25 protein-coding genes are annotated in these 24,857 nt (G+C 64.2%); 12 read left to right on the top strand and 13 right to left on the bottom strand.

Annotation, left to right across the window (positions count from 1 at the left end):
* Position 1: 1 nt before the first annotated feature.
* From AC0L3P_RS06470 to AC0L3P_RS06460, 3 genes are read right to left on the bottom strand one after another with little or no spacing between them, the layout of a single operon-like run.
* Positions 2–619, bottom strand: a complete 618-nt coding sequence (locus tag AC0L3P_RS06470) for an Isoquinoline 1-oxidoreductase subunit (RefSeq protein WP_473301332.1) — start codon at positions 617–619, stop codon at positions 2–4.
* Positions 620–627: 8 nt separating this feature from the next.
* Positions 628–1,152 carry a (2Fe-2S)-binding protein gene (locus AC0L3P_RS06465; RefSeq protein ID WP_354203853.1) on the bottom strand — a complete coding sequence of 175 codons (525 nt, stop codon included), beginning with the start codon at positions 1,150–1,152 and terminating at the stop codon, positions 628–630.
* Complete coding sequence (locus AC0L3P_RS06460; protein ID WP_473301331.1) at positions 1,149–3,920, bottom strand: xanthine dehydrogenase family protein molybdopterin-binding subunit; 2,772 nt, start codon at positions 3,918–3,920, stop codon at positions 1,149–1,151. The genes AC0L3P_RS06465 and AC0L3P_RS06460 overlap by 4 nt, the downstream gene beginning before the upstream one ends.
* A gap of 236 nt (positions 3,921–4,156) precedes the next feature.
* Here AC0L3P_RS06460 and AC0L3P_RS06455 point away from each other — a divergent pair, with 236 nt between their 5' ends.
* Positions 4,157–5,764: a multicopper oxidase family protein gene (locus AC0L3P_RS06455; RefSeq protein WP_473301330.1), complete on the top strand. Its 1,608-nt coding sequence runs from the start codon at positions 4,157–4,159 to the stop codon at positions 5,762–5,764.
* Positions 5,765–5,887: 123 nt separating this feature from the next.
* Positions 5,888–7,510, top strand: coding sequence for an ABC-F family ATP-binding cassette domain-containing protein (locus AC0L3P_RS06450; RefSeq protein ID WP_473301329.1), 1,623 nt, complete (start codon positions 5,888–5,890; stop codon positions 7,508–7,510).
* A 171-nt stretch (positions 7,511–7,681) separates the two neighbouring features.
* Here AC0L3P_RS06450 and AC0L3P_RS06445 read toward each other — a convergent pair whose 3' ends face one another.
* Positions 7,682–8,215 (bottom strand): REP-associated tyrosine transposase, encoded by a 534-nt coding sequence (locus AC0L3P_RS06445; protein WP_473301328.1) that lies wholly within the window; start codon positions 8,213–8,215, stop codon positions 7,682–7,684.
* Between the two features lie 134 nt (positions 8,216–8,349).
* On the opposite strand from AC0L3P_RS06445, the gene AC0L3P_RS06440 reads away from it, so the two are divergent.
* On the top strand, positions 8,350–9,225 hold the full coding sequence (locus AC0L3P_RS06440; protein ID WP_275171825.1) for an MBL fold metallo-hydrolase: 876 nt from the start codon (positions 8,350–8,352) through the stop codon (positions 9,223–9,225).
* Between the two features lie 129 nt (positions 9,226–9,354).
* On the opposite strand, the gene AC0L3P_RS06435 is transcribed toward AC0L3P_RS06440, so the two are convergent.
* Positions 9,355–10,446, bottom strand: a complete 1,092-nt coding sequence (locus AC0L3P_RS06435) for a type II asparaginase (protein ID WP_275171826.1) — start codon at positions 10,444–10,446, stop codon at positions 9,355–9,357.
* A gap of 219 nt (positions 10,447–10,665) precedes the next feature.
* A complete protein-coding gene (locus AC0L3P_RS06430; RefSeq protein WP_275171827.1) occupies positions 10,666–10,914 on the bottom strand; it encodes a hypothetical protein in 249 nt (82 codons plus the stop codon).
* A gap of 225 nt (positions 10,915–11,139) precedes the next feature.
* Between AC0L3P_RS06430 and AC0L3P_RS06425 the strand changes: the two genes are divergently transcribed.
* Positions 11,140–11,589: a cupin domain-containing protein gene (locus tag AC0L3P_RS06425; protein WP_473301366.1), complete on the top strand. Its 450-nt coding sequence runs from the start codon at positions 11,140–11,142 to the stop codon at positions 11,587–11,589.
* A 15-nt stretch (positions 11,590–11,604) separates the two neighbouring features.
* Here the strand turns inward: AC0L3P_RS06425 and AC0L3P_RS06420 are convergent, their stop codons facing one another.
* Positions 11,605–12,168, bottom strand: a complete 564-nt coding sequence (locus AC0L3P_RS06420) for a TetR/AcrR family transcriptional regulator (RefSeq protein WP_275171828.1) — start codon at positions 12,166–12,168, stop codon at positions 11,605–11,607.
* A gap of 101 nt (positions 12,169–12,269) precedes the next feature.
* On the opposite strand from AC0L3P_RS06420, the gene AC0L3P_RS06415 reads away from it, so the two are divergent.
* The gene (locus AC0L3P_RS06415; protein WP_275171829.1) at positions 12,270–12,641 is read left to right on the top strand and encodes a nuclear transport factor 2 family protein; all 372 of its coding nucleotides are present in this window, start codon (positions 12,270–12,272) and stop codon (positions 12,639–12,641) included.
* Between the two features lie 40 nt (positions 12,642–12,681).
* Here AC0L3P_RS06415 and AC0L3P_RS06410 read toward each other — a convergent pair whose 3' ends face one another.
* Positions 12,682–13,644, bottom strand: a complete 963-nt coding sequence (locus AC0L3P_RS06410; protein WP_473301365.1) for an alpha/beta hydrolase — start codon at positions 13,642–13,644, stop codon at positions 12,682–12,684.
* 128 nt (positions 13,645–13,772) lie between these two features.
* Between AC0L3P_RS06410 and AC0L3P_RS06405 the strand changes: the two genes are divergently transcribed.
* Positions 13,773–14,450 (top strand): nitroreductase, encoded by a 678-nt coding sequence (locus AC0L3P_RS06405; RefSeq protein WP_473301327.1) that lies wholly within the window; start codon positions 13,773–13,775, stop codon positions 14,448–14,450.
* A 133-nt stretch (positions 14,451–14,583) separates the two neighbouring features.
* Entirely contained in the window at positions 14,584–14,787 is a 204-nt protein-coding gene (locus AC0L3P_RS06400) for a hypothetical protein (protein ID WP_354213822.1), read from the top strand.
* A 27-nt stretch (positions 14,788–14,814) separates the two neighbouring features.
* Here the strand turns inward: AC0L3P_RS06400 and AC0L3P_RS06395 are convergent, their stop codons facing one another.
* The 3 genes from AC0L3P_RS06395 to AC0L3P_RS06385 are packed head-to-tail and all read right to left on the bottom strand — an operon-like array spanning position 14,815 to position 17,411.
* Positions 14,815–15,936 carry an HD-GYP domain-containing protein gene (locus AC0L3P_RS06395; protein WP_473301326.1) on the bottom strand — a complete coding sequence of 374 codons (1,122 nt, stop codon included), beginning with the start codon at positions 15,934–15,936 and terminating at the stop codon, positions 14,815–14,817.
* A 48-nt stretch (positions 15,937–15,984) separates the two neighbouring features.
* Positions 15,985–16,308, bottom strand: a complete 324-nt coding sequence (locus tag AC0L3P_RS06390) for a PilZ domain-containing protein (RefSeq protein ID WP_275171833.1) — start codon at positions 16,306–16,308, stop codon at positions 15,985–15,987.
* Positions 16,305–17,411: a DUF2336 domain-containing protein gene (locus AC0L3P_RS06385; protein ID WP_354054972.1), complete on the bottom strand. Its 1,107-nt coding sequence runs from the start codon at positions 17,409–17,411 to the stop codon at positions 16,305–16,307. The genes AC0L3P_RS06390 and AC0L3P_RS06385 overlap by 4 nt, the downstream gene beginning before the upstream one ends.
* Positions 17,412–17,711: 300 nt before the next feature.
* Here AC0L3P_RS06385 and AC0L3P_RS06380 point away from each other — a divergent pair, with 300 nt between their 5' ends.
* Both AC0L3P_RS06380 and AC0L3P_RS06375 read left to right on the top strand, forming a co-directional pair.
* A complete protein-coding gene (locus tag AC0L3P_RS06380) occupies positions 17,712–18,659 on the top strand; it encodes an AraC family transcriptional regulator (RefSeq protein WP_354054970.1) in 948 nt (315 codons plus the stop codon).
* Between the two features lie 49 nt (positions 18,660–18,708).
* Positions 18,709–19,299: an NADPH-dependent FMN reductase gene (locus tag AC0L3P_RS06375; protein ID WP_354203826.1), complete on the top strand. Its 591-nt coding sequence runs from the start codon at positions 18,709–18,711 to the stop codon at positions 19,297–19,299.
* Between the two features lie 129 nt (positions 19,300–19,428).
* Here AC0L3P_RS06375 and AC0L3P_RS06370 read toward each other — a convergent pair whose 3' ends face one another.
* Together AC0L3P_RS06370 and AC0L3P_RS06365 are read right to left on the bottom strand one after the other, a co-directional pair.
* Positions 19,429–21,510: a methyl-accepting chemotaxis protein gene (locus AC0L3P_RS06370; RefSeq protein WP_354054966.1), complete on the bottom strand. Its 2,082-nt coding sequence runs from the start codon at positions 21,508–21,510 to the stop codon at positions 19,429–19,431.
* A 69-nt stretch (positions 21,511–21,579) separates the two neighbouring features.
* Positions 21,580–22,038, bottom strand: coding sequence for a DUF1810 domain-containing protein (locus AC0L3P_RS06365; protein WP_473301325.1), 459 nt, complete (start codon positions 22,036–22,038; stop codon positions 21,580–21,582).
* Between the two features lie 233 nt (positions 22,039–22,271).
* Here AC0L3P_RS06365 and AC0L3P_RS06360 point away from each other — a divergent pair, with 233 nt between their 5' ends.
* The 3 genes from AC0L3P_RS06360 to AC0L3P_RS06350 all read left to right on the top strand — a co-directional run bounded on the left by AC0L3P_RS06360 (position 22,272) and on the right by AC0L3P_RS06350 (position 24,808).
* Positions 22,272–23,222 carry a DUF2778 domain-containing protein gene (locus AC0L3P_RS06360; RefSeq protein ID WP_473301324.1) on the top strand — a complete coding sequence of 317 codons (951 nt, stop codon included), beginning with the start codon at positions 22,272–22,274 and terminating at the stop codon, positions 23,220–23,222.
* A 79-nt stretch (positions 23,223–23,301) separates the two neighbouring features.
* Positions 23,302–23,559: a hypothetical protein gene (locus AC0L3P_RS06355; protein ID WP_275171839.1), complete on the top strand. Its 258-nt coding sequence runs from the start codon at positions 23,302–23,304 to the stop codon at positions 23,557–23,559.
* A gap of 157 nt (positions 23,560–23,716) precedes the next feature.
* The gene (locus tag AC0L3P_RS06350) at positions 23,717–24,808 is read left to right on the top strand and encodes a TRAP transporter substrate-binding protein (protein ID WP_473301323.1); all 1,092 of its coding nucleotides are present in this window, start codon (positions 23,717–23,719) and stop codon (positions 24,806–24,808) included.
* Positions 24,809–24,857 lie beyond the last annotated feature (49 nt).

Below are 24,857 nucleotides of genomic sequence, written 5' to 3'. Positions count from 1 at the left end.
GTCACGGCGCCGGACACGCCGCTCCGGTCTTCACCCAGGCCTCGACCAGCGCGCCGGCCTGCTCTTGCGTGCCCGGGGCGGGCGTGCGGCCGAAGCCGGGCTTCCAGGCCCAGCCGACGAGGGTGTCCTTGCCGATATGGTCGATCAGGTCTTCCACCTTGCGCCCGCCATTGCGCGCGGGATCCCTGATCTGCTCGCAGATCTCGCCGACGGTCTTGCCCTCCCAGGCCATCTCGCGCGGGGCGAGATGCCATTCGGGATGGCCGGGCATGCGGCCGGGCTCGAAATTGGCCTTCTGGTGACAGGTGTTGCAGCGCATCGCCTCGAGCCCGTGGCCGTCAGCGCCGCGCGTGACCGGCGGCTGATGCAGGCGGGCATTGTCGCCCTGGTGCGGCCTGTCGCCGGCCGGATGACAATTGGTGCAGCGCGGATGCGTCAGCACCTTGCCGAGCTCGGTGAAGATTGCGGCCGAACGCTTGTCTGTGTCGCCGATCGAAGCAAAGCTCTCGGGTGACGCGAGGGCGTGGCCTGCCGTCCCCGACGCCGCGTAGCCCGCACTGAGACTGCCGGCGAGGGCGGCGACCACGGCAATCATCTTGAACCGCACGTCGAAGATCATGATGCGTGTCACTTGGTGGCCATGAGGTAGCGCTTCGAGTCGGCGAGGATCACGTCGCGCACCGCCTCGTGATATTTGATGTAGCCGGTGCAGCGACAGAGATGGCCGTCGAGCGCATCCGCGATGGTCTGCTCCAGCGCCTCGCGCGCGACCGGTGTCCGCGACAGGCGCTCCAGCAAGACCTGGCCCTCATTGAGGAAGCCGGCGGTGCAATAGCCGCACTGAAAGGCGAAATGCGCGATGAAGGCCTTTTGCAGGGTCGAGAGCTCGCCGTCCCTCGCGTGCCCCTCGACGGTGCGGATCGACTTTCCGTCGAAATTCACGGCGGGCGCGACGCAGGTCGGGCTGGTGGTGCTGGTGCCGTCGGGCGCATCGATGATGACGGCGCAGCTCAGGCATTGCGCGGCGCCGCAGCCGAACTTGGTGCCGGTCATGCCCAGCATCTCGCGCAGAAAATCGTTCATCGAGAGATCTTCGCGGACGTCCATCGGGCCGTGCTTCTGGCCGTTGATGGTGAGGCTGAGGGTCGTCACGCGAGCACTCCCTTCAATAGGCTTGCGGTGACCGGCAGCGCGCGGAAGCGATGGCCGGTGGCGTCGTGGATGGCGTTGATCAGCGCCGGCACGATCGGGATCATCACGACCTCCGCCATGCCCTTCGGTGCTTCGTCTGCCGTTTGCGGCTTCAGCATCTCGATCTCGAGATCGCGGAGCGGCAGGTCAGAGCCGCGTGCGACCAGATAGCGCCCGAGATTCCATTCGCCGTTGCCCGGCCCGCCCTCGAACGGGGGCAGGGTTTCGAGCAGCGCGTAGCCGACGCCCATGGCGAAGCCGCCCTGGGCCTGGCCCATCACCACCTCGGCCACGAGCGCGGTGCCGCATTCGAGCACACTATAGGCCTTGGCGATGCGCAAGCTCCCGGTTGCGCGCTCGATCTCGACGCGAACGACCGTGCCGCACATCGAGGTGTAGGCGGTGCCGATCCGGTTGTTGTCGGTCGGCGGAAACTTGACGCTGGTGCGGTTGATCCGCTCGAACTTGCCGTTGCCTTTGCGGATCGCCAGCGCGTCGATGTCGGCGCGGTATTGCTCGCCGGACAGCGGAAAGCGTGCCCGCGACCACGCCCAGCGCGAGAAGCTGTGCGCGACCGCACCGGTGACGAAGCCGCGCGCGTGAGCTGTTGCCGCGAGCACGGGAAGGGCGAGCGGTTCGAGGCCGGGCATTGTGAGCTGGCCATTCTGCCAACTTGCGCTGGCCCATTGCCGCGCGCGCGGATCAGTCTTTGCGATGCGCCACAGCTCGAGCGCCGCCGGCCACAGGCCGAAGCGGAAAATCACGCGGGCGGCTTCCGCGGCGGAATGCGTGCCGACATGCGCGCCGATCGAGGAGCTTGTCGGCGAGCTGATCGCGGGCACCCAGCGCGGATTTTTCTCCGCGGCATCCTGGGTCTTCTGGTCCATGGTGGAGGGATCGCCTGATGTGACCAGCCCGAGCACGTCATAGCTGTCGACGCGGGCGACCGAGACCTCGTCGGCGATGGCGCCGAGATGACCGGCGACCCGGTTGGCCAGCGCCGTCCCGATGCCGTTGCCCATTTCGACATGATCGCAATAGATGACGATCTTGCCGTCAGGTCCAAGCTCCACGCGTCCGAGCGAGCCGTCCGCGCCGGAGCCATAGTCTTTCGTCACGCAGGCGACGCCGGTGCCGACCAGTCGATCCGATGAGGTCTGTTTGAACTGCGCCCGCTGCTGCCAGATCGGGTGCTTCTCGAGCTTGTCGAGGATTTCGGGCGTGCGCACCGAGACGATGTAGGGATTGCCCGTCATGGTCCGGCCGTTTTGCGGCAGCGCGTTGCGCCGCCGGAATTCGATCGGATCGCGTTTGAGCTCGGACGCGGCTTCGTCGATCAGGACCTCCAGCGCCGTCATGGCTTGCAGGATGCCGTAGCCGCGCATTGAGCCCGCGCTCACACCGCGCGAGTGCACCGCGACGGTCCTGACGTCGACCTTCGGAATGTCGTAGATGCCGATTGCACCGGTGGCTGCGACGACGGCGACGCTGGCTGAGAAATGGGCGAGCCCGCCGCCGTCGAGCACGTGATCGGCGGCGAACCCCTTGATCTTGCCGGTCGCGCGATCGATGCCGATGCGCGAGCGCATCTTGATCGCGTGGCGTTTGATGCCAGCCTGAAACTGCTGGTAGCGGTCATGCGCCAGCCGCACCGGCTTGCCAGGAAAGCAGACCGCCGCAAGCGCAACATAGAGAATAAAAGGCGTGTGATCGCGACCACCAAAGCCCCCGCCGACATGGGCGAACTGCGCGTTGATGTGCGCCGGCTTGTAGGGCGCGCGGGCCTTGCCGAGCAGATGCGCGATCGACTCCGCCGCCTCGTAAGGCGACTGGACGCCGAGCAGCAGTTCGAGATTGCCGCCCTTGCCGTCGTACCAGGCGAGCCCGCATTCCGGCTCCAGGAACATCGGGTCGACCGATTGCGTCTCGAACTCGCGGTCGAGCACCAGCATCGAGGCATCATCCGCGGCAAGCTCGCCGCGGATCTGCTCGCCATATTTCGCCGCCTTGGCGTAATCCGCCGGCATGTCCTTCGCGAGCGGCGACCACACCGGCAGCGCCGCGCTCTGGACCTTCTTGGGCGAGACCCAGCCGGCCTGGAGCGGCGAATAGACATCCGGTTTGTCAGGTGAGGGACCGGCCACGCGGGTGAAGCGGAAGGCCCCGTAATCGGGGACGACGACGGGCCCGGTCTCCTCGCCGAACTGGACGAACGTGCCGTCGCGCAGCGCCAGACGCGCCTGGTCGAAGGCGTCGAACTTCTCGAAGATCAAAAGCGCGACCGGCTGTCCCAGATAAAGCGGCGTCTTGCCGATCGGACACAACAGGTCGCCCGCATAGAATTCCGGCACCTGTGTCCCGATCCGGTCGAGATCGGCGGCAGTCACCACCACCGACGGCTTGAGCGCGCCGCCGAGGCGGGCGAGGTCCAGCCCGGTATAGACATGCGTGGCGTCGTTGGCGCGGACCAGGATGGCGTGCGAGGTGGCCTGCGGCCAGCCGGGGAGATCGTTGGCGCGGAAGTCGGAGGCGTAAAGTTTTGCGCCGGTGACCTTGGCGACGCCGTCGACACGGCCGGCGCCCGTTGTCGCGGGATTGAACTTGCCGCGTCCAGGCAGCGTCTCGTGCGCTGCGAAGGGCACACCGGCCGCGGACGCCAGATGTGACAGGCTGACCGAGATGCCTCCCGCCGACAACCACTTCACGAACTCGCGTCGCGAAGTCCCCATGATCATATCCTTGTACAGAATTTCGAGAACATCGGGATGCCGTCAGCATGCGATGTCCGAAGGGCATAGGCGCGCGCCAGCGCGAATCCGTCACGATGCATCATGCGACGATAGAACGGGTGAGAAGGTTTACAACCGCTGAATGTCGTGCGCTCGCAGATCGAATTGTGGTTTCGTGCTTGCTTTAGAATCGAATCGAACGGAAGACGGTCCGGCAACAGGGGGGCGCAATTCAAATGCAGCAGGATCCGAACGGTGCGTCTTCAGTCACCAGGGCGATGGGCACGACGACACTGTCGCGCCGCCAATTGCTGGATTGCGGTCTCAAAGCGGGCGCGTTGTCGCTGTTCGCAGGTGCCGCAAATGCCCAGCACGCCATGCACGACCATGCGGGCACGTCCCACACTGCGGACATGTCGCCGAGCATGGGGATGGTCGCTGAAACGCCCGTTCCCGCCATGGACCAAGCGCTGGTCGAGCCCGAGGTGCGGCGGTCAGTCAATGGCGTGCTGAGCACGACGTTGCGCGTCGGCTATGCCTATCGCCAGATCGGCGGCGTCAGGCTCTATGTCAGATCCTATGAGGGCGGCAGCCCCGGACCGACCTTGCGCATGAAGCCCGGCGAAACCCTGCGCATCAAGATGATCAACGATTTGCCGCCGAACCGCGATGGATTGCCGGCCGACATCAGCCATCCGCACCAGTTCAACAACACCAATTTCCATTTCCACGGCGCGCATACCAGCCCGAGCGGGATTTCCGACAACGTCATGCGCTCGATGGCGCCGGGCCGCAGCTACAACATCGAAATCACCCTGCCGGCCGATCACACCAGGGGCACCTACTGGTATCACCCGCATCACCACGGCAGCGCCGACATCCAGATGTCCTCCGGCATGGTGGGCGCCGTCGTCATCGAGGGTGATTTCGCCGACGTTCCCGAGATCGCTACGGCTCGCGAACGGCTCATGGTGCTCACCCAGGTGGTCTACGATTCCAACGGCATGGTCGAGAATTTCGAGACGCTGTTTCCCGAGACCGCGACGCGCTTTCTCGCCATCAACGGCCAGCGCCGGCCGATGATCGAGATGCGGCCAGGCGAGGTGCAGCGCTGGCGCATCCTCAATGCCGCCTATCAGGACGACATGCTGCTCGACCTGGAGAAGCACGATCTGCATGCGATCGCCTATGACGGCATCCAGCTCGGCGCCATGCAGCCGCTCAAGCAGGTCCTGATCGCGCCTGGGCAGCGCGCCGACATTCTGGTGAAGGCAGGCGCCCCCGGCACCTACGCCTTCAATGCCGCGCCCTACGACCAGGGGCATCCGTCGCCGGTGGGACCGCTGGCCCGGGTCGTGGTCTCAGGCGCGCCGATGGACATGAAGCTGCCGCGCACCCTGCCGCCGGCGCCGCTCGCGACCATCAAGGATTCCGAGATCACCAACCGCCGCAAGGTGGTGCTGTCGGCCACCGCGCCGGAGGCCGATGCGGCCGGCCATTGGCAGGAATTCCAGTTCTTCGTCGACGGCAAGAAGTTCGACCCCAGCCGCATCGATCAACGGGTCAAGTTGGGCGCGGTCGAGGAGTGGACCATCGTCAACACGCATGAGCACGACGACCACGTGTTCCACATCCATACCAACCCGTTCCAGGTGATCTCGGCCAATGGCAAGGCGCTGGCGGTGCCGGAATGGCGGGATTCCGTGATCGTGGAGCGCAAGGGCGGGGTGGTCGTGTTCCGCTCCCGCTTCATCGATTTCACCGGTGTCTACATGCTCCACTGCCACATGATGAACCATGAGGAGATGGGCATGATGCAGACCGTGGAGGTCTATAAGCCGTAAGCTGCGGGTCGAATTGCGGGAGTTTGGCGGCGGACAGGGCGGAATCCGGGTCCGGCCGGGCTTCCCCTGGCGGCCCGCATGGCCTATTGACGCTGCAACGCAACAATCCCCCAAAAAGACCTCATGATCCGCCTCGACAACGTCAGCAAGCAAGCCGGCCACCAGATCCTGTTCATCGAAGCGTCCGCCGCCCTCAACAAGGGCGAGAAGATCGGGCTCGTCGGCCCGAACGGCGCGGGCAAGACCACGCTATTCCGCATGATCGCCGGCGAGGAACTGCCCGATGAGGGGCAGGTCTCGACCGATCGCGGCATCACCATCGGCTATTTCAACCAGGACGTCGGCGAGATGGCCGGCCGCAGCGCCGTGGCCGAGGTCATGGACGGGGCGGGGCCGGTGAGTGCGGTCGCGGCCGAGCTGCGCGAGCTCGAGACGGCGATGGCCGACCCTGATAAGGCCGATCAGATGGACGAGATCATCGCGCGTTACGGCGAGGTGCAGCACGCCTTTGAAGAGCTCGACGGCTACGCACTCGACGGCCGCGCGCGCGAGGCGCTGTCCGGCCTCGGCTTCAGCCAGGAGATGATGGACGGCGACGTCGGCAAGCTCTCCGGCGGCTGGAAGATGCGCGTGGCGCTCGCCCGCATCCTTTTGATGCGTCCCGACGTCATGCTGCTCGACGAGCCCAGCAACCATCTCGATCTCGAAAGCCTGATCTGGCTGGAGAAGTTCTTGCACGATTACGAAGGCACGCTGCTGATGACCTCGCACGATCGCGAGTTCATCAACCGCGTGATTTCGAAAGTGGTCGAGATCGATTCAGGATCGCTCACCACCTACGCCGGCAATTACGAGTTCTACGAGCAGCAGCGTGCGCTGAGCGAGAAGCAGCAGCAGGCGCAGTTCGAGCGTCAGCAGGCGATGCTCGCCAAGGAGATCAAGTTCATCGAGCGGTTCAAGGCGCGCGCCTCTCATGCAGCGCAGGTGCAGAGCCGGGTGAAGAAGCTCGACAAGATCGAGCGGGTCGAGCCGCCGCGCCGCCGCCAGACCGTGGCATTCGACTTCCCGCCGGCGCCGCGCTCCGGCGAGGACGTCGTTGCGCTCAAAAAGGTGTTCAAGGGCTACGGCAGCAAGCGCATCTATGACGGGCTCGATTTCATGATCCGCCGCAGGGAGCGCTGGTGCGTGATGGGCGTCAACGGCGCCGGCAAATCGACACTGCTCAAGCTCGTCGCGGGTGCGAGCGAGCCGGACGAGGGCACGGTGGCGGTCGGCGGCAGTGTCAAGATGGGCTATTTCGCCCAGCATGCGATGGATTTGCTCGACGGCGAGCAGACGGTGTTCGAGTCACTCGAATACGCGTTTCCGACCGCGGGGCAGGGTTCGTTGCGCGCGCTCGCCGGCTGCTTCGGCTTCTCCGGCGACGACGTCGAGAAGCGCTGCCGCGTACTGTCGGGCGGCGAGAAGGCGCGCCTGGTGATGGCGAAGATGCTGTTCGATCCGCCGAACTTTCTGGTGCTGGACGAGCCGACCAACCATCTCGACCTCGCCACCAAGGAGATGCTGATCACGGCGCTGTCGGATTTCGAGGGCACCATGCTGTTCGTCTCGCATGACCGGCATTTTCTCAGCGTCCTGTCGAACCGCGTGCTGGAGCTGACGCCCGAGGGCATCCACCAGTTCGGCGGCGGCTACACCGAATATGTCGCGCGCACAGGGCACGAAGCGCCGGGGTTGCGGAGCTAGATGGGATCGGTAGCCTGGATGGAGCGAAGCGCAATCCGGGTTTCGAGCCGCGCGGGCAGTCGCACGATGCGGTTGCTCCGGCCACGGATTACGCTGCGCTCCATCCGGGCTACAGGAGTTCAGTAGCCCATCGAAATCTTGTAGCCCGGATGGAGCGCAGCGCAATCCGGGTCAGTCTTCGCGTTCACCGAAGCTACCAACAATCTCTCCCGATCCTCCCCAATCGAGCGGAAGCAGGCCTTCGCGGACGTAGCGGTGAAGCGACGAATGCGGCCAGTCTATCGGTGACGCGACAAGGCCGTGCTTGACCGGATTGTAGTGAATGTAGTTCGCGCAGCGTTCGAAATCGGTCTCGTCGCGAATGGTATGCTCCCAAAAACGTCGCTGCCACAATGCGAATTCGCCCCGACGATTGCGGCTGATGGGGACACCTGAAATAGGCAGTTGATGCGTGAAGGAGCTCTTGATCCGCCGCCATCGGCCGGAAAGATCAGCGTCATTGTTCGGCAGCGTCATAATGATGTGCAGATGATCGGGGAGGGCGACGATCGCGTCGATCGTGAACGGCCTTTCTTCGCGTGCCACTCGGAATGCGTGGCGCAGCTTATCCACATGATCGACCAACACGGACGATCGTCGATCGTCCAGCGTCACCGTGAAGAAGAAGGTCCCGCCAGGGACGAAATTGCGCCGATAGCGAACCACGCGAGCACCTTCCCGGATTACGCTTTCGCTCCATCCGGGCTACAACCAGATCGAGAGATTTGCAATCCATTCGCTCGCTTGCACGTTTCAGGGGCTCTCGCTACGCTGCTTAAAAAAGCGGGAGTGACACAGCCATGAAGCAGCTGCGCATCGGCGACATCACCATCGATGCGGTGATCGAGCGGGAGGGGCCGTGGCGGCGGCCGCAGGATTTTTTCCCGGCTTATGACGAGGGTGTGTTCAACCACCATCTGCCGACGATGGAGCCGGAGGTGTTCGACGCCGCGCGCGGCATGATGATGATCACCTATCAGACCTTCGTCGTGCGCACGCCGCGCTACACCATCCTGGTGGATACCTGCACCGGCGAGGACAAGGGCCATCCGCCGCCGTTCGATTTTCCGGGCAAGGCGCGCTGGCGCAACGAGCTGTTCGCGCTCGGCATCGGCTTCGAGCAGATCGACTACGTCTTCTGCACGCATCTGCATATCGACCACACCGGCTGGAATACGACCTTGCGCGACGGCCGCTGGGTGCCGACGTTTCCGAATGCGAAATACGTCTTCCACAAGGGAGAATATGCGGCCTGGGAGGCCGAGCATGCCAAGGGCAGCAACCCGCCCGGCACCGTGTTTCGCGACAATTGCCTGCCGATCGTCGAGGCAGGCCAAGCGCTGTTGGTCGATGATGATTACGCGCTCGACGACACCGTCACGCTGACGCCGACGCCGGGGCATTCGCCCTGCCATTGCTGCGTCAACATCTTCTCGAAGGGGCGCCGCGCGGTGGTCGCCGGCGACCTCATGCACCACCAGATTCAGTGCCGCGAGCCGGACTGGTCGGCCAAGCCGGATTGGGACGCGAAGCAGTCGGCGGTGTCGCGGCGAAAGTTTTTTGCTTCCGTCGCCGACACCGACACGCTGATCCTGCCGATTCATTTTCCAACGCCGACCGTCGGGCTGATCAAGCCGCTCGGCGCCGCCTTTGACTACCGTTTCAAGCGGGAGTAGGCGACCGCCTCGCCGTCATGGCCGGGCTCGTCCCGGCCATCCACGACCTTCTACGCGGAAACAAGAACGTAGATGCCCGGGACAAGCCCGGGCATGACGAGTTCGTGGAGGGACCGCACGTCGGACGGTCTAGTAAGTGAAGAACATCCGCTGGATTTCTTTCGTGTCGGTCGTCTTGGTCAGCGCCAGCATCAGCAGAATGCGCGCCTTTTGAGGATTGAGCGTATCCGAGACGACGAAGTCGTGTTCGTCGTCCTTGGCCTCGCCGTTGCGCGCGACGATGCCGTTGCCGACCCGGCTGCTGCGCACGATGACGACCCCCTTCTTGCGGGCTTCGTCGAGGGCCGGCTCGACCGCGGGCCGAGCCAGGCTGCCGTCCCCCACGCCGGCATGCACGATCCCCTTGGCTCCGGCGGCGACAAAGGCGTCGATCGCGACCCGGTTCATGTTGGCGTAGCCGTAGACGATGTCGACTTGCGGCAGGACATCGAGGCTGGAGACGTCGAATTCGGAGTCCGCCGTATGCCGCCGAGTCGATTGACGATAGAAGTACGGCTTGTTGCCCTGCATGTAGCCGAGAAAGCCGAGTTCCGGTGTCCGGAAGGTGTCCGCCGTCGAGGTGTTGTTCTTGGTGACATCGCGAGCCGCGTTGATCTGATCGTTGAGAGCAACGAGCACGCCCTTGCCGACGGCCTCGTCACTGCCCGCGAGGATCACCGCGTTGAAGAGGTTGATCGGCCCATCCGCGCTGATCGCCGTCGACGGCCGCATCGCACCGACGACGACGACCGGTTTCTTGCTCTTGACGACGAGGTCGAGGAAATAGCTGGTTTCCTCGATCGTATCGGTCCCGTGCGTGATCACGATCCCATCGACGTCGTCCTGCGCGAGCAGCGTGTTGACGCGTTTTGCGAGCTTGAGCCAGTAGTCGTTATTCATGTTCTCGCTGGCGATCTGGAAAACCTGCTCGCCCTTGACGTTGGCCACCGTTTTCAGTTCGGGGACGGCATTCAGGAGGGTCTCGATGCCCACCGTAGCTGCGGTGTAGCCGACCACGGTGGTGCTGCTCGCCCCGCTGCCGGCGATCGTGCCGCCGGTTGCGAGCACCATGACGTTGGGCAGTCCCGGGCCCCGCGCGTTCGCGGCTTCAAGTCCGATGAGCAGAGCGAAGAGCAAGCTCATTGCCGCGATGAAGTGATGACGCACTCGAGGTTGCCACATCTTGACGTCCCTTTCCTAGAAAGCCCTGTCGATGCGCCCCGGTTCGCTCAGCACCGTATGATCGGTCAGTCGAGAGCTCCTGTCTAGGGTGGCGGCTTTCGGATGATTTGGTCTGGACGCCGGCACTGGAAGCACAAACGCGAATGGCCGGGACAGGCCCGGCCATGACAGTGTTCGTTTGGCGATTGCCCGCTAAAGATGCAGCGAGTTCGCGACGCCTTACGCGCCCATCTCGCACTTCTTCATGAAGCTGTTCTTTGCGGCGCCGGCGAGCGGCTTGCCCTCGGCGCTGACGGCCTTGGGCGCGCAGGCGTCGGCCTTGCACTTCTTCATGAACGAGCTCTTGGCGGCTCCAGCCAAGGCCTTGCCGTCCTTGCCGACGGCCTTGCTTTCGCAGGTGTCGTCCGCGAAGGCCGAACCCGCTGCAAAAGTGGCAACGATCGCAGCCAGGAAAATCCGCTTCATCATGATTGTCTCCCTAAACCAGAAATGGCGCGCGGATTGGAGCCGGGAATCGTGGCGCAATCAAGCTGGATCAGCGCCTGCCGTCCGGTCTTCCCAGCGATTTTCCGAGCGCGGGTGCGACAGGGCCCACCGCCTGCTGCACTGCTCGCTGACCGGGCCGGGCAATCCTGCTAGCTTCGGGCGAGTTTAGCCGGAGGGAGCATCGTGACGGAGACCCTGATTGCGAACATGCCGAATGCCGCTTCCGACCGGCATTCTCACCTGGTTCGGCCGCAAGAGATGGAATGGCAAAAGACGCGCTTTCCCGGCTGCGAGGCCAAGACGCTGCTGTTCGATCGCAGCAGCGGTCTGATGACGGCCTTGATGCGCTTTGCGCCGGGTTCGGTGCTGCCCGATCACGAGCATGTCGGCGTCGAGCAGAGTTATGTCATCGAGGGCGCTCTCGTCGACAACGAGGGACCGGCCAGCGGCATCGCCTGCAAGGCCGGCGAATTCATCTGGCGCGAGGCGGGCAGCCGGCATGCCGTCTGGTGCCCGGAGGGCGCCCTGATCCTGGCGATCTTCCAGGTGCCGAACAAATTCTTCGAAGCCGACGGCCGCGTCGTCGATGCCGCCGGTCAGGACTGGGACCAGACGTGGGGGCACACCGACGCGCAACGGGCGCGGAGCACCCGATAGGCGGCTCTTCGCAGCTCAACGGCCGTCATCGATGCTTCTGACGAGCACGGTGACCTGAACGGCGATCAGCCGCCGCATCTCCTTGCCGCTTCGGGCGGTTTCGCGCAGCCCCCGCATGCCGAACACCAGGCATCGCGCCAGCACTTCCGGCTCGTCCGCTATCCCAGCGGCCTTCACCTGATCGCGGATGAGGTCGGCGACCAAACACTGGAAGTTGTCGTAGACCTTCCGAACCGCGGGGAAACGGAGGTCGAACAGATCTGCCGAATCGGGATGCGCCTCGATCAGGTCGAAGCCATGCGATCCCCAGGATTTACAGGCATGGAGCAGCTTGGCGTGAAGGCCGTCGAGGCGCGCGATGGCGGCCCTGATCTCCCGATGCTTCTGCTCGTCCATTCGCTGGATCACCGCCGCGAACACGGCATCCTTGTCGGGGAAGAGCAAATAGAGCGCCGGCCGCGACATTCCCGCCTTGGCGGCGATGTCGCCCATCGTCGTGCGGGCATGGCCGTAGCGGGAGAAGACTTCCGTCGCAGCCCCGACGGCGAGCTCTTCTTTCGAAATGCCGGAACGAGCCATGAGCCTCACGAGGGTCGGAATTGAACGTCGGCCATATTGACAAAATAACGATAATTGTCAATTTGCACAAAGCTGCATGGGGCCATGAGAGGTTCTGCGAGATGAACGATGAAGCGCGATTGAAGACTTGGAACACCTATCAGGCGGCGTGGGGACCCATCGATGAGGACGCGCGGCGTCGGCTGCTCGAGCAAAGCGTTGCCGCGGACTGCGTGTATACCGATCCGGGCTCGCAGATTGAGGGACGTGACGCCTTGATGGCGCGCATCGGTCAAACCCAGCTCAAGTTTCCTGGCGCGCATTTCAGCAATGACAGCTTCCTCGAGCACCATGATCAGGGGCTTTTTCGCTGGACGATGTATGACGGCGCCGGTGACGTGTTCGTCACGGGCGAGAGCTTCGGCCGCTTCGGCGACGACGGCCGGCTCGTTCAGGCGACGGGTTTCTTCGAGGTGCCTGCTGCCAAGGTCTGACCGCTGGCCGGCGCGGCGGTCGATCCTGCCGCTCCCGACATCATACGCCCCGCGCGAGAAGCGCCTTGAAGTCCGCCCGTGCACGCCGCGCTTCGGACCGCGCCACCTCGGAGGCGTCGCCGAGGCCGAAATAGCCGTGGATCAGGCCGGGGCCCTCATGATGCTTCACCGGCACACCGGCGGCTTCCAGCGCGCGTGCATAGGCGGCACCTTCGTCGCGCAGGGGATCGAACCAGGCGGTGGTGACGATCGCGGGCGCGACGCCGGCAAGCGACTTCGCGCGCAGCGGTGAAACGCGCCAGTCGGTGGCGTGCGAGGGATCGGCGAGATAATGGCCGCAGAACCACTCCATCACCGCGCGTGAGAGAAAGTAGCTTTCGGCATTCTCGGCGCGCGAGGGAAAGCGTGCGTTCTCGCGCGCGTCCGCATAACTCCCGAGGACGTCGGTCACGGGGTAGACCAGGAGTTGCGCCGCGAGCTTGATGCCGGCGTCGCGGCAGGCGATCGCGGTGGTGGCTGCGAGATTGCCGCCGGCGCTGTCGCCGGCAACGCCGAGGCGTTTTGCATCGCCTCCAAATTCCGCAACGCGGCCAAACACGTCGCTGACCGCGGCAAAGGCGTCCTCGAACGCACCGGGAAAGCGCGTTTCGGGCGGGCGGCGATAGTCGACGGAGACGACGACCGCGCCGGTCTCGATCGCAAGGTTGCGTGCCTGTCGGTCGTGGGTCTCGAGGTCGCCCGCGACCCAGCCGCCGCCATGGAAGAACACCACGGTCGGCGCCTGCGTGGTGCCGACCCGGTAGACCCGTGCGTCGAGCGGGCCGGCGCCGCCTTTCACCTTGATATCCGCGACGATGTCGACCGGCGGCGGCGGTATGGCCGCGCGCGAGGCAGCCAGTGCGCGCAAGGAATCGCGGGCGCTCTGTGGCGTCATCGTCGTGTGATCGCGCATCGGCAGCAGCGGAATGATCTGGGCGATGACGGGATCGAGCGGTGCGGCCATGTTGGCTTTCATGGGGATCCTCACAGGGTTCTTGGTCTTGGTTGAGGGTTAGCATAGATTTTGCGCGCCGCATCGGCAACCGCTCGCATGTGGCAATGCCGGGAATGAACGGGCAGGGAGGTCTTGAGGTGGAATTCGAAACGCTGGTCCAGTCGCGCCGCAGCGTGCGTGGCTTCAAGAACGAGCCGGTGCCGCGCGCGGTGATCGAGGCGATCATCGACAGCGCCAAACGTGCGCCGTCGTCGATGAACACCCAGCCCTGGCATGTCCACGTGCTCACAGGCGGACCGCTGGAACAACTGCGCCGACGCAACATGGAGGAAATGGTCGGCGGCGCCAAGGTCAAGCGCGACATCGTCAGCCATGGCGAATACCAAGGCGTGCACCGCACGCGGCAAGTCGACGTCGCCAAGAAACTGTTCGGCGCGATGGGAATCGCGCGCGACGACAAGCCGATGCGGCAGGACTGGGTGCTGCGCGGCTTCCGCCAGTTCGACGCGCCGGTCTCGCTGGTCTTGACCTATGACCGCGTGCTCGATCCCGGCGCGGTCTGCCATTTCGATCTGGGCGCGCTCTGCTACGGCATCGTGCTCGCGGCCTGGGACCGTGGTCTCGGTTCGGTGATCAACGGGCAGGGCATCATGCGTTCCGACATCGTGCGCGAGGTCGCGAACATTCCGAAGGACGAGGTGATCATGACCTGCGTAGCGATGGGCTATCCCGACGACAACTTTGCCGCGAACGCCGTGCGTTCCGATCGCGAGGGCAACGACGATTTCGTGCGCTACGTCGGATTCGCGGAGTAGTGCAGGCAGAGGAGATTATTCTCTCGCCTGAAATTTTTTGGTGCGGACCGCTTGGCGGCCTCTTGCAATCTCGATCGTGCGGGAGGAACAATGTGCGGACTGAAAGGTTTGATGCTGGCGCGAGGGAATTGACATGCGGCGGCTCGCTAGCCTGGTTCGACGGTTCTTCGGCCCGCGAGTGCGGCGTCCGATCGATGATGATCCAAGTCTTCCTTTCACCCCCGAAGAGTTCGGCCGGCTGATCCGCAGCGGCCGGCATGAGGACATGAAGCTGCTGGCCAACGGGCTCGCCTGCCGGTCCGTTCCGCGCCGCACCAGACATCGCGCCGCGCACTAGACTGGAGTCGAGACGGGTGTGACGCGCTTATCGCGTGAGCGCGACCTGCCTGAACGCGATCAGCAGTGCCTTCTCCAACTTTCCGCTCATCCCGCATAGGATGTCATAGGCCTCGCCGCGTGGCAGCGTCGGCTTGTAGTGCCGATACTCTATCAGGGCCGCGAAGATGTCCGAGATCGTGAGAATCCGCACGATATCGCCAATGCTCTCGGCCCCGAGCGCATCCGGATAGCCGCTGCCGTCGAGATATTCGTGATGATGCCGCACGGCATCGAGGATCTCCGGCGAGATATCGTCGTGGTCTTTCAGAAAATCGTAGCCCGCTGCCGGGTGAGTCTCGATCATGGCACGTTCCTCCGGATCGAGACGGCCGGGCTTGTCGAGGATGGCAAGAGGGATCCGGGCCTTGCCGATGTCGTGGAACATGGCCGCCGTATACAGGCGCTCCAGATCGGGCCTGCCGACGCCGAGGCTCAGGCCGAAGTCGATGGTGACGCCGGTGACGAGGAGACAATGCTGATAGGTCCCCTCGTGATGGCGCCGCACCGTCGTGAGCCATTCCGACAGGCCATGCTGGCTGATGCGATCGGCGATTTGGCGGCCGGCTTCTCTGGCGCCGTTGACGTCGATCGGCTGGCCCGATGTCACCGAGGTGAACATCGATGCGATCGCGGTCGCCGCGGTCTCGACTGCATTGTCCGGCTGCGCCGCGTGACCTGAGAAAGCAGACGCCACTTCGGCGGGCTCCGCCAGCACTGCCAGCAGCTTGATCTTGTCGATCGTTCCGGGAAGGACGAGCGTGGCCCCGAGCGCGTAGGCCTGCGAAATACTCATGTGAGAGGAGTGCTCGACCAGGAAGATGCGCTTCGTTGCCTTCGCGAGCTTTACGGCTCGTTTCTTGATGGCCGCAATGGTGCGGACGTCACGCAATTCCGCGCGGATGACGATCGCGAACGGCACCTGGGACAGCTTGGCTTCCGCGTCGAGCCGTTCGCCTGAGACGGCAAACTGCTGCTCGAGAATCGAACAGACGCTCGATAATTTGTCTGAGGAATCAGCCAGCACATGCACGAACGGGCGTGCCGCTTCCTTCTCTCGGATGCCGCCGTCGCCTTTGACGGGGCGGGATATAATTCGCGCGCTCTGCACGGTTGACCTGAATTATGCTGAGTGGATGTGACCGATGAATCCTTGGGCCTATTTGCTCTGAGCGGCAGCGGCGGCGGCGGCGGCTGCCGGTTTCCTCTTTCCGTCTACGGTGACGAAGTGCACGCCCGCCGTGGTGCCGTCGATCCAGACCAATTCGCAGCGCCGGTAGGCGAGCCCCGTCGACGACAGCAGCAGGAAGAATTCCTTGGCCCGCAGAACGTCGAGCGTGCCCTCGACTTCGATCTTCGCACCGCTTTGCGATATGTCGAGCAGAACGCAACTGCGCCGCCACGTGCCGTCCGAGCCCATCAGATTGACCGGCTGCTTGTGATCCATTTTCACGCGCTGCGCCTTGCGACCGTCGAACTTCATCGGCCAACCCCCATCTTCGCGCCGCGATTTGCCGGATCGCTCGTGTTGGCGCTTGCCGCTATTTCCCCCCATCGCACTGTCCATTGGCTGGTGGACAGAAGCAGCGTCTCGAAGATCCGTTGCGCGCGCTCGCGCTCGGCATAGGAGAGCCTTTTGCCGCTGCGGTTGCTCAGGATGGTAAGGGTGGTCTGCCAGTTCAGCCGCGAAGCCCGGCACGCCATGACCAGCCCCTCGCAATCGTCGTCGCTCACGACATGCTCGATGATTTCAAGCGGCGCCCCTGAAAGCACCGACAGCGCCGTGAACAGGTTGGCCGTCTCGCCGCGGATCGCAAAACGGTTCACCGTGGAATCATTGAGCTTGCCGATTCGGTTGAGGACGACGATCTCCGGCCTCGCGCTTGCGTAGTCGGCCCGGCAAGGCCGCTTTGGCGCAGCCGGCTCCGCTTCCGGCACCGGCGCCGCGGCGGATGGGTTGGGCGTCGCCGGTGCCTTCCGGATTGGTGGGACGGAGAGCAGCTTGCGCACGACCAGGTCGGGCGTGCCGGGCCGGAGTACCAGCGCCTTCGTGATCTCGCCGTCCTGGTCGGCCTTGGCAATCAGCGCTGCATAGGCTGCGTCGGAGAATTTCGCTCCCGGGTTCTTGATCAGGGCAAGGCAGATCGGGCCGCCGTGCTTGATCAACGCCTCGGTCACGGCCGGCGCGATGTCGCTGCGGTCGGCGATCGCGCGTCGATGCCACTCGCCACGGGAGTCAATGACAGCCTCGAGATCGGCTGCGGAAAGTGCACGCGACTTGAGCAACACAGGACATGCCACGTCCGGATTATCGTGCGAGGCGAGACGCCACAATGTTTCGGGAGGCGCGATGTCAAGCTCAGCGAGCGCCGTGCTGAGCTGGACCAGTGCGCTGGCCTCGACCCGTTCCGTCAATCGCAGCAGAACACCGTCGACCACGTTGCTGAGCAATTCCCGGCACTGGTCGCGGCTGCCAATGAGCAACTGCACCATGCCGGAGAGAATGCGTGCGCAACGCTCCGCCGGGCACGTTGCGACCGTCTCTTCCAATTCAGCAAGAATATCAGCAGGCGAATTTGCCATCATGGCAGGGGCCTGACTCAAAATTAATTTGGACTATCGAACTGCGCCTATTCCGCTCGACAAACGTTAATTTGAAATTTGGATTTTGCTCGTCTAGGTATATGTGCACCGCAGGCCACACGGGAAACGCTATCGAAAATTGGCGAGATTTGATGCGTCGCCTTGTCCTTGGACTTCGACGCTCGCCAACTGGTCAGCATAGTTCGAAGTGATTCTTTCAGACTTAAGGGGACACCGGAACGGGGAAGTTGGGCCAGCATCGTCGCCGGACGCGCGTGTGTTGCGATGCGAAGTCACATTGCCATGAACAGAAGTGATGATGCGCCGACGCTGGCGCCGAAGGTATTTCGTTTCACCGACGTCGATGAATTTCGAAGTGCCATACGAGGCCTGAACTTCGAGTTCACGCCTTTCGTACGGAGGATTTCGGCCGAGCAGACCATTCTGTCGCTGCCCGGCTGCGACGTGAATCTGACGCGGGCATTTCCGCGGGTCGTCGACGCACAGCTCGTCGAGAATTGTACGGCGATCGGATTCACGATGGACGATTTGGACGTCCCGGTTCGATTCAACGGCACGCAGCGCACACGACCCGTCATCGTCATCGGCAATGGCGGCGCGGCTTACACCACCATCGAGGAGGTGCAGCGGCAAATCGCCTCGGTGGTGTTCAGGCCGGAGGTGACGGATCGCGGTTGGCCACAAGCAGCCTTCTGCTTCAACATCTTCGAAACGACCGCGGCGGGCTTGAACCGGCTCCGCGGTGTGGTTCGGGAGGTGCTGGCAGCCGCTTCGGAGCCGGTCGATGCGCCCGACGTGCCGCTGAAGGCGGCCGCCATGAAGGAGACCCTGCTCGGCGCTGTGGACGCAGTTTTCGAAAGCATCGTTCCTGCGCGATGGACCCTGCGCCCCAATGACGAGCGCAACTTCAAGGTCTTTCAGGACATCCGCGCGCTGCTTTCCGACGACCTCTCGCAGCCCATCTACAGCGACGAGATCGCGCGCAAGCTCGGTCTGTCCGTTCGCACCATGCACGACGTCGTCCGCCGCTATCGCGGCATGAGCCTGCACCGCTACTTGCGCCTGCGGCGGCTGTGGCTGGTGCGCCAGCGGCTGCTCGCCGGTGCCGACAGCGTCAAGGCCGTTGCGCTGGCGTTCGGCTTCTGGCATCTCGGCGACTTCTCCAGAAGCTATCGGGACCAGTTCGGCGAGACACCGTCGCAAACGCTTGAATGCGGACGGCGAACCTAGCCGTCAAAACGTTGAGGCCGGTCTGATGATCCGTGCTATACTACCGGTTATGAGCAATCGCATCCTCGTCCTCTACGGTTCCTACCGTTCCGACCGCATGGGCATCCGCCTTGCGAATTTCGTCATCGATCGCCTGCGCGCCCGCGGCGACGACGTCGTGTTGATCGACGCCAAGGCGATCGGCCTGCCGATGCTCGATCGCATGTACAAGGAATATCCCAAGGGCACCGCACCCGAGGCGCTGGAGAAGCTGGCCGGAGATATCCGCGGCGCGGATGGTTTCGTGTTCGTCACTGGCGAATACAATTGGGGAATCCAGCCCGGCCTGAAGAATCTTACCGACCACTTCCTCGAGGAGTGGTTCTGGCGTCCAGCCGCGATCGTGAGCTACTCGGCCGGCCGCCTGTCCGGCGCACGCGCCTCGACCGCCTGGCATGGCACGTTGTCGGAGATGGGCATGGTGGTGGTGTCGAGCACCATCGGCGTCGGCCCGATCGCTCAGACGCTGTCGGAGGCGGGCGAGCCAATCGGCGAGGGCGGCAAGGCGCTGGAACGCTCGTTCCCGCGCTTCGCCGACGATCTCGCCTGGTGGATCGAGGCCGCCAAGGCGCAACGGGCGCGCAAGGCGCCGCCTTATTGACAGCCCCGTATTGACGGTCCCGTAGCCCGGATGGAGCGAAGCGCAATCCGGGGCCGTCGGTGTTTGCGGCACGATTCCCGGATTACGCTTTCGCTCCATCCGGGCTAGGAAGCTGCGCGTTTGCCGCGCTTACGCCGACCTGACCTCACCGAGGAAGCGGTCGAACTGTCCGGCGAGATCGCGTGACTGGGTCGAGAGCTGCTCGGCTGCGCCCAGCACCTCCCGCGCGGCCGTACCGGTGTCGTCGGCGGCGCGCTGCACGCCCGATATGTTGGTGTTGACCTCCTGGGTGCCGCGCGCGGCCTCCTGGACGCTGCGGGCGATCTCCTTGGTCGCCGAGCCCTGTTCCTCGATCGCGGCCGCAATCGCGGTGCCGATCTGGTCGATCTCGCCGATCACGTCGGCGACGTTGCGGATCGCGGTCACGGTCTCGTCGCTCGCGGCCTGGATCGCCGAAATCTGCTCGGAAATTTCGGTGGTGGCCTTGGCGGTCTGGCCCGCCAGCGATTTCACCTCGGCAGCAACCACCGCAAAGCCGCGGCCGGCCTCGCCGGCGCGGGCGGCCTCGATGGTCGCGTTCAGCGCCAGCAAATTGGTCTGCTCGGCGATGCTCTGGATCAGCGTCACGACGTCGCCGATCTTCTGCGCGCCCTCGGCCAGCGCGCGGGCGGTGTCGCCGGTGCGGCGGGCGTTGTCGACGGCGCGGGCCGCGATCTCAGTGGATTGGGCCACTTGACGGCCGATCTCCGAGATCGAAGAGGTCAGCTCTTCGGTGGCGCTCGCGACGGTCTGCACGTTGCTCGATGTCTGCTGCGAGGCGGCGGCGACGACCGCGGCCTGGCTGTTGGTCTGGGCCGCCGTCGAGGTCATCGACTGCGCCGTGCTTTCCATGGTGGAGGAGGCTTTCGACAGTCCGCCGACGAGCTCGGTGACCTTGGCTTCGAACGCGCGGGTGATCCCGTCGAGCGCCTGTGCGCGGCGCATCTTGCCGTCGTTCTCGGCCTGCTTCTCCGCCGCGAGGCTGTCGGCCCGGATCATGTTGTCCTTGAAGACCCGGACAGCCGCGGCCATCGCGCCGATTTCGTCGGAACGCTCGGCGCCGGGAATCTCTTCCGCGACCTCGCCGTCGGCAAGCCGCGACATCCGCGTCGTCAGGTTGACGATCGGAGCGCAGACCCGGCGGCGGACCGTGACGATGAGGCCGGCGCTGGCGATCAGCACGGCGAGGAGGCCCGCGAGTGCGATGGTGAAGCTGGTGTGGGCCGCAGTGGAAGCACCGGCGAGAATCTGTTCGGCGTTGTCGTAGAAGGCGTCGCGGACCTCGATGATGGTGCTGAGGCCGCGCTGCGTGGCGGTGTAATAGGTGTCCATGTCGTGTTCGTACTTGCCGCTGACCGCACCCTCCTTCACCAGCTTGAGCTCGCGGCCGAACTCTTCGATGTAGATCGCGTTGAATTTTTCCAGCGCCGCGGCGACGTTAGCCGGCGTTGCGGGATTGCCACGCAACTCCAGCAGCGACATCACGATCTGATCGTTGCGGCCCTGCGAGCGGCTGATCTCGGCCTTCTCGGTGTCGGTCGCTGGCTTCTTGCCCCCGACGAGATTCTTATGCAGGCTGGAGTTGAAGCCGCCCACGTCGCGCAATGTCATCGCGATGTTGGCGTAGCTGGCCTGCCGATAGGCATCGCCGTTGAGGATCGCCATGCGGCGGACCTGCTCGTTGAGCAGCGCGGTCACGCCGGCGTTAAGAACGGCGTTGTCGGCAACGATCTTCTTGGCAGCGTCCTTGCGCGCCTCAGGCGGGCCCGACATCGCCTTGTCGATGGCCTCGCGCAGTGCGGTGAACTTCGAGTTGATGGCGTCGATGTTGCCGCCGGTCGTGTTGCCGTCGTCAAACGGGCCGGGCAGGTCTTTGCGCAGCGCGTTCATCGTGTCGCGGGCGGCATCGGTCTGCTTTCGCAGCTTGCCCTGCTCGGCAAGCAGCGCCGGGTCGACGGCGGGAGGGCCATACAGGATGTTGGTGGAAAAGCCGCGCTCGGGATTGAGGTAGCGCGGGATGTCGCTGACGGCCCGGACGATCGCCAGCCGCCCCTGAGCTTCGGTGATCCGCTCCATCGTCTGGTATTTCGTCACGGCGACGTAGACGGCGAGGCCGCCGCCCACAGTCGAGAGCGAAACGATGGCGGTGGTCAGGAGCGTACCGATTTTCATGATTCTGTCCGGCAACTGGCGCGGGAAACTATTTGCACGGACAATAGGCAGGCGATGTTAATCCCGGGTTTACGCTGGTGGCCGCGACCACTTGGGCCGTCGGTCGAGGGCCGCAAGGATATCGAGCGTTGCCTGATCGCGCTCGCCCAAGAAATACCGGGCGAGCGCCTCGTCGAAAACGGGCTCATCCGACACGGCGCCGAACAGCGTCATCGACGAGCGGAATTTGGCGTCATCGGGCGCGCCGAGGATGGCGTTGATGCTCCGGCCTTCGACAGCGAGCACAAGGCGGGTGCATTCGATCAGGCGCGGACCGAGGATGGGGTGGGCGAGGTAGGCGCTGGCCTCGGCGCGGGAGGCGATGGCGTAGCGCTGCGACATGGCGCTGAAGCCGAGGCCGGCGATTTGGGGGAAGACGAACCACATCCAGTGGCTCTGCTTTCGGCCCCCGGTCAGCTCCTCCTGGATGTCGCCATAGACCGGGTCCTGGGCCCGGACAAAGCGTTCCAGATCGAACGGATCAGTCATAATATACCTTGGGATACCCCGGAATGGCTTGCCGGAGCCTTGCCAGACCCTTGCCAGACCCCTGCCGGCCCCGATTATGCCTAACTTTTGGCTCCCAATGTGGTAGCTGGTATAGAATCTCCGGGTGGGGGTGGGTCCCCCCGGGGGTCGATTTTGGGGAGCTGATGGTTTCCGACCGGGCACAAGCCGAGAGGCTATTGTCGCGCCGCCGTATTGGGCGAGCCGAGACGATATTGCTGTCTCTGGCCGCCGTCGCGCTGGCGCTGGGCGCCGCCGCCTGGGTCGCGGACATCGGCGGCTCGGCCTCGCTTGTCACCGCCGCACTGCCGCCGGCCAATGCCCCTTCATTCGATGATCGTTTCGCTTCGGCATCGGGCAGCCCGCCCGCCCGCGAGCTCGGCCTGCGGACGCTGGAGCGCTCGGCAGTGAGTGCAGTCCAGCTCAAGCTGCGCGACGCCAAGGCGATGCTCGCCCAGAAGCTCCAGGGCGACGACTGGCGCTCGACCCTGACCGACGACGACCGGCACATTTCCGAAGAGGCGAGACTTTCGCAGCGTGTTGACGCGATCCCGATGCCGCGCTCGCGCCCGCCCCAAGCCGACATCTCTGCCCAGATCGCCTCGAGCCAGGCCTATGCCGAGACCAACCCCCGGGTCGACAACCGCAACTTCTTCGAAAAATTCACCGACAAGATCAGGCTGGCCTCGCTGACGCCCGACAGCGGCCTGTTCGGCAAGGCGCCCGATCTCGCCGCGCTCGGTTACGATTCGCGCACCGCGGTCTACGACATCTCGGCCAAGGCGCTTTACCTGCCGAGCGGCCTCGCGCTGGAAGCGCATTCGGGCATGGGCGCGCTGATGGACGACCCGGAGCACGTCGACCAGCGCATGGTTGGCGCCACCCCGCCCGCGACCTACGACCTGAAGCCGCGCGAGAAACTGTTTCACGGCGTCCGCGCACTGCGCTTGACGCCCACCGAGGGCACCAGCGCGCTCGGCCGCGTCGGCTTGCTCACCCATAATTACATGCTCGGGCCCCGTGGCGACTCCAACGGTTGCGTTTCGATCAAGGACTATGATCGATTCATGAAGGCCTACGACAACGGTGAGTTCAACCGTCTGGTCGTGGTGCCCCGGCTGACCCCGTCGGCGACTGCCTCGCAGCGCGCGAGCACTGAGTCCTGATATCTGCGCCTGATATTTGCCTGCTACGGCGGGGCTGCCGTTTTCCCTTCGTTAAGCCGTCATCGTCCAGAAGCAGCCCATGAGTGATCCGCAAAATTCCGAGACCCCGCTGCGCACGACGTTCAAGATCAAGCTGAACGGCGACACGCTGGCGATTGCGACCGTCGGCCAGGCCTATCAATTCCTCACCAACTTCAAATCGGTCGAGTGGATGGAATTCCGCTCGTTGCATGAAGACGCGGTCGCAGCGCTCGAAGGCGCCGCCGAGAACGCCATGCTCGTCGTGCAGGCGACCAACGCCGTGCGCGCGCTGTTTGTCAGCGCCAAGCTGCTCTGAGAGCGACACGGCAAATATTTGGGGAGATTCCCGGATTGCGCTGCGCTCCATCCGGGCTACCGCTCACGGCTTGGACTCCGCTATAGGGACAGGCAATGGTCTGCGAAGATCGCGCTCAAGCCGATACGTTGAAACATAGTTCAGGGAGAGACCCATCATGAAACGCCGTACATTTCTCAAGGGAGGCGCGCTCGCCGGCGCGACGACGCTGGTTGCCGCACCCGCGATTGCGCAGAGCGCGCCCGAGATCAAATGGCGCCTGACGTCGAGCTTCCCGAAGTCGCTCGACACCATCTACGGCACCGCGCAGACTTTTGCGAAATATGTTGCCGAGGCCACCGACAACAAATTCCAGATCCAGACCTTTGCGGCCGGCGAGCTCGTCCCCGGCCTGCAGGCGCTCGATGCGGTCAGCACAGCCTCTGTCGACATGGCGCAGACCCCGCTCTATTTCTACATCGGCAAGGAGCCGGCGCTGGCCTATGCGACCGGCGCGCCATTCGGCATGAACCATCGCCATCAGGAGTCCTGGTGGCATTTCGGCGGCGGCGCCGACCTTACCAACGAGGCGCTGAAGCCGTTCAAGGCGCATGCGATCCTCTGCGGCAATTCCGGCACCCAGATGGGCGGCTGGTTCCGCAAGGAGATCAAGACCGTCGACGATCTCAAGGGCCTGAAATTCCGCATCGCCGGCATGGGCGGCCATGTGCTGGCGCGGCTCGGCGTGGTGCCGCAACAGATCGCGGGCGGCGATATCTATCCGGCGCTGGAGAAGGGCACGATCGACGCGGTCGAATTCGTCGGCCCCTATGACGACGAAAAGCTCGGCTTCCAGAAGGTCGCCAAATACTACTACTTCCCGGGCTGGTGGGAGGGCGGCGCCATGCTGCACATGATCGTCAACGACGAGAAGTGGGCGTCGTTGCCCAAGCAGTACCAGTCGATCGTCAACCAGGCCGCGTCGGCCGCGGGCGCCTGGATGCTCGAGAAATACGACAGCGTGAATCCGGCGGCGCTGAAGCGGCTGATCGCCAATGGCGCGGAGCTGAAGGCGTTTCCGCAGCCGGTGCTGGAGGCCTGTTATGCCGCGACCCAGGACCATCTGAACGAGCTCGCCACCAAGAGCGACCTGTTCAAGCGCACCAAGGAAAGCCACGACGCCTATATGAAGGAGCTGCTGTTCTACACGCAGATCGCGGAGAATTTTTACGACAATTATCTGCTCGGCAAGATGCGCAACAAGGCTTGAGTGCGCAAAACTCCCGTAGGGTGGGCAAAGGCGCACTTGCGCCGTGCCC

This window comes from Bradyrhizobium sp. WSM4874 (genome assembly GCF_055811835.1).
Note: the sequence above shows the minus strand (reverse complement) of the source record. Positions and strands in the feature narration are given on the sequence as shown.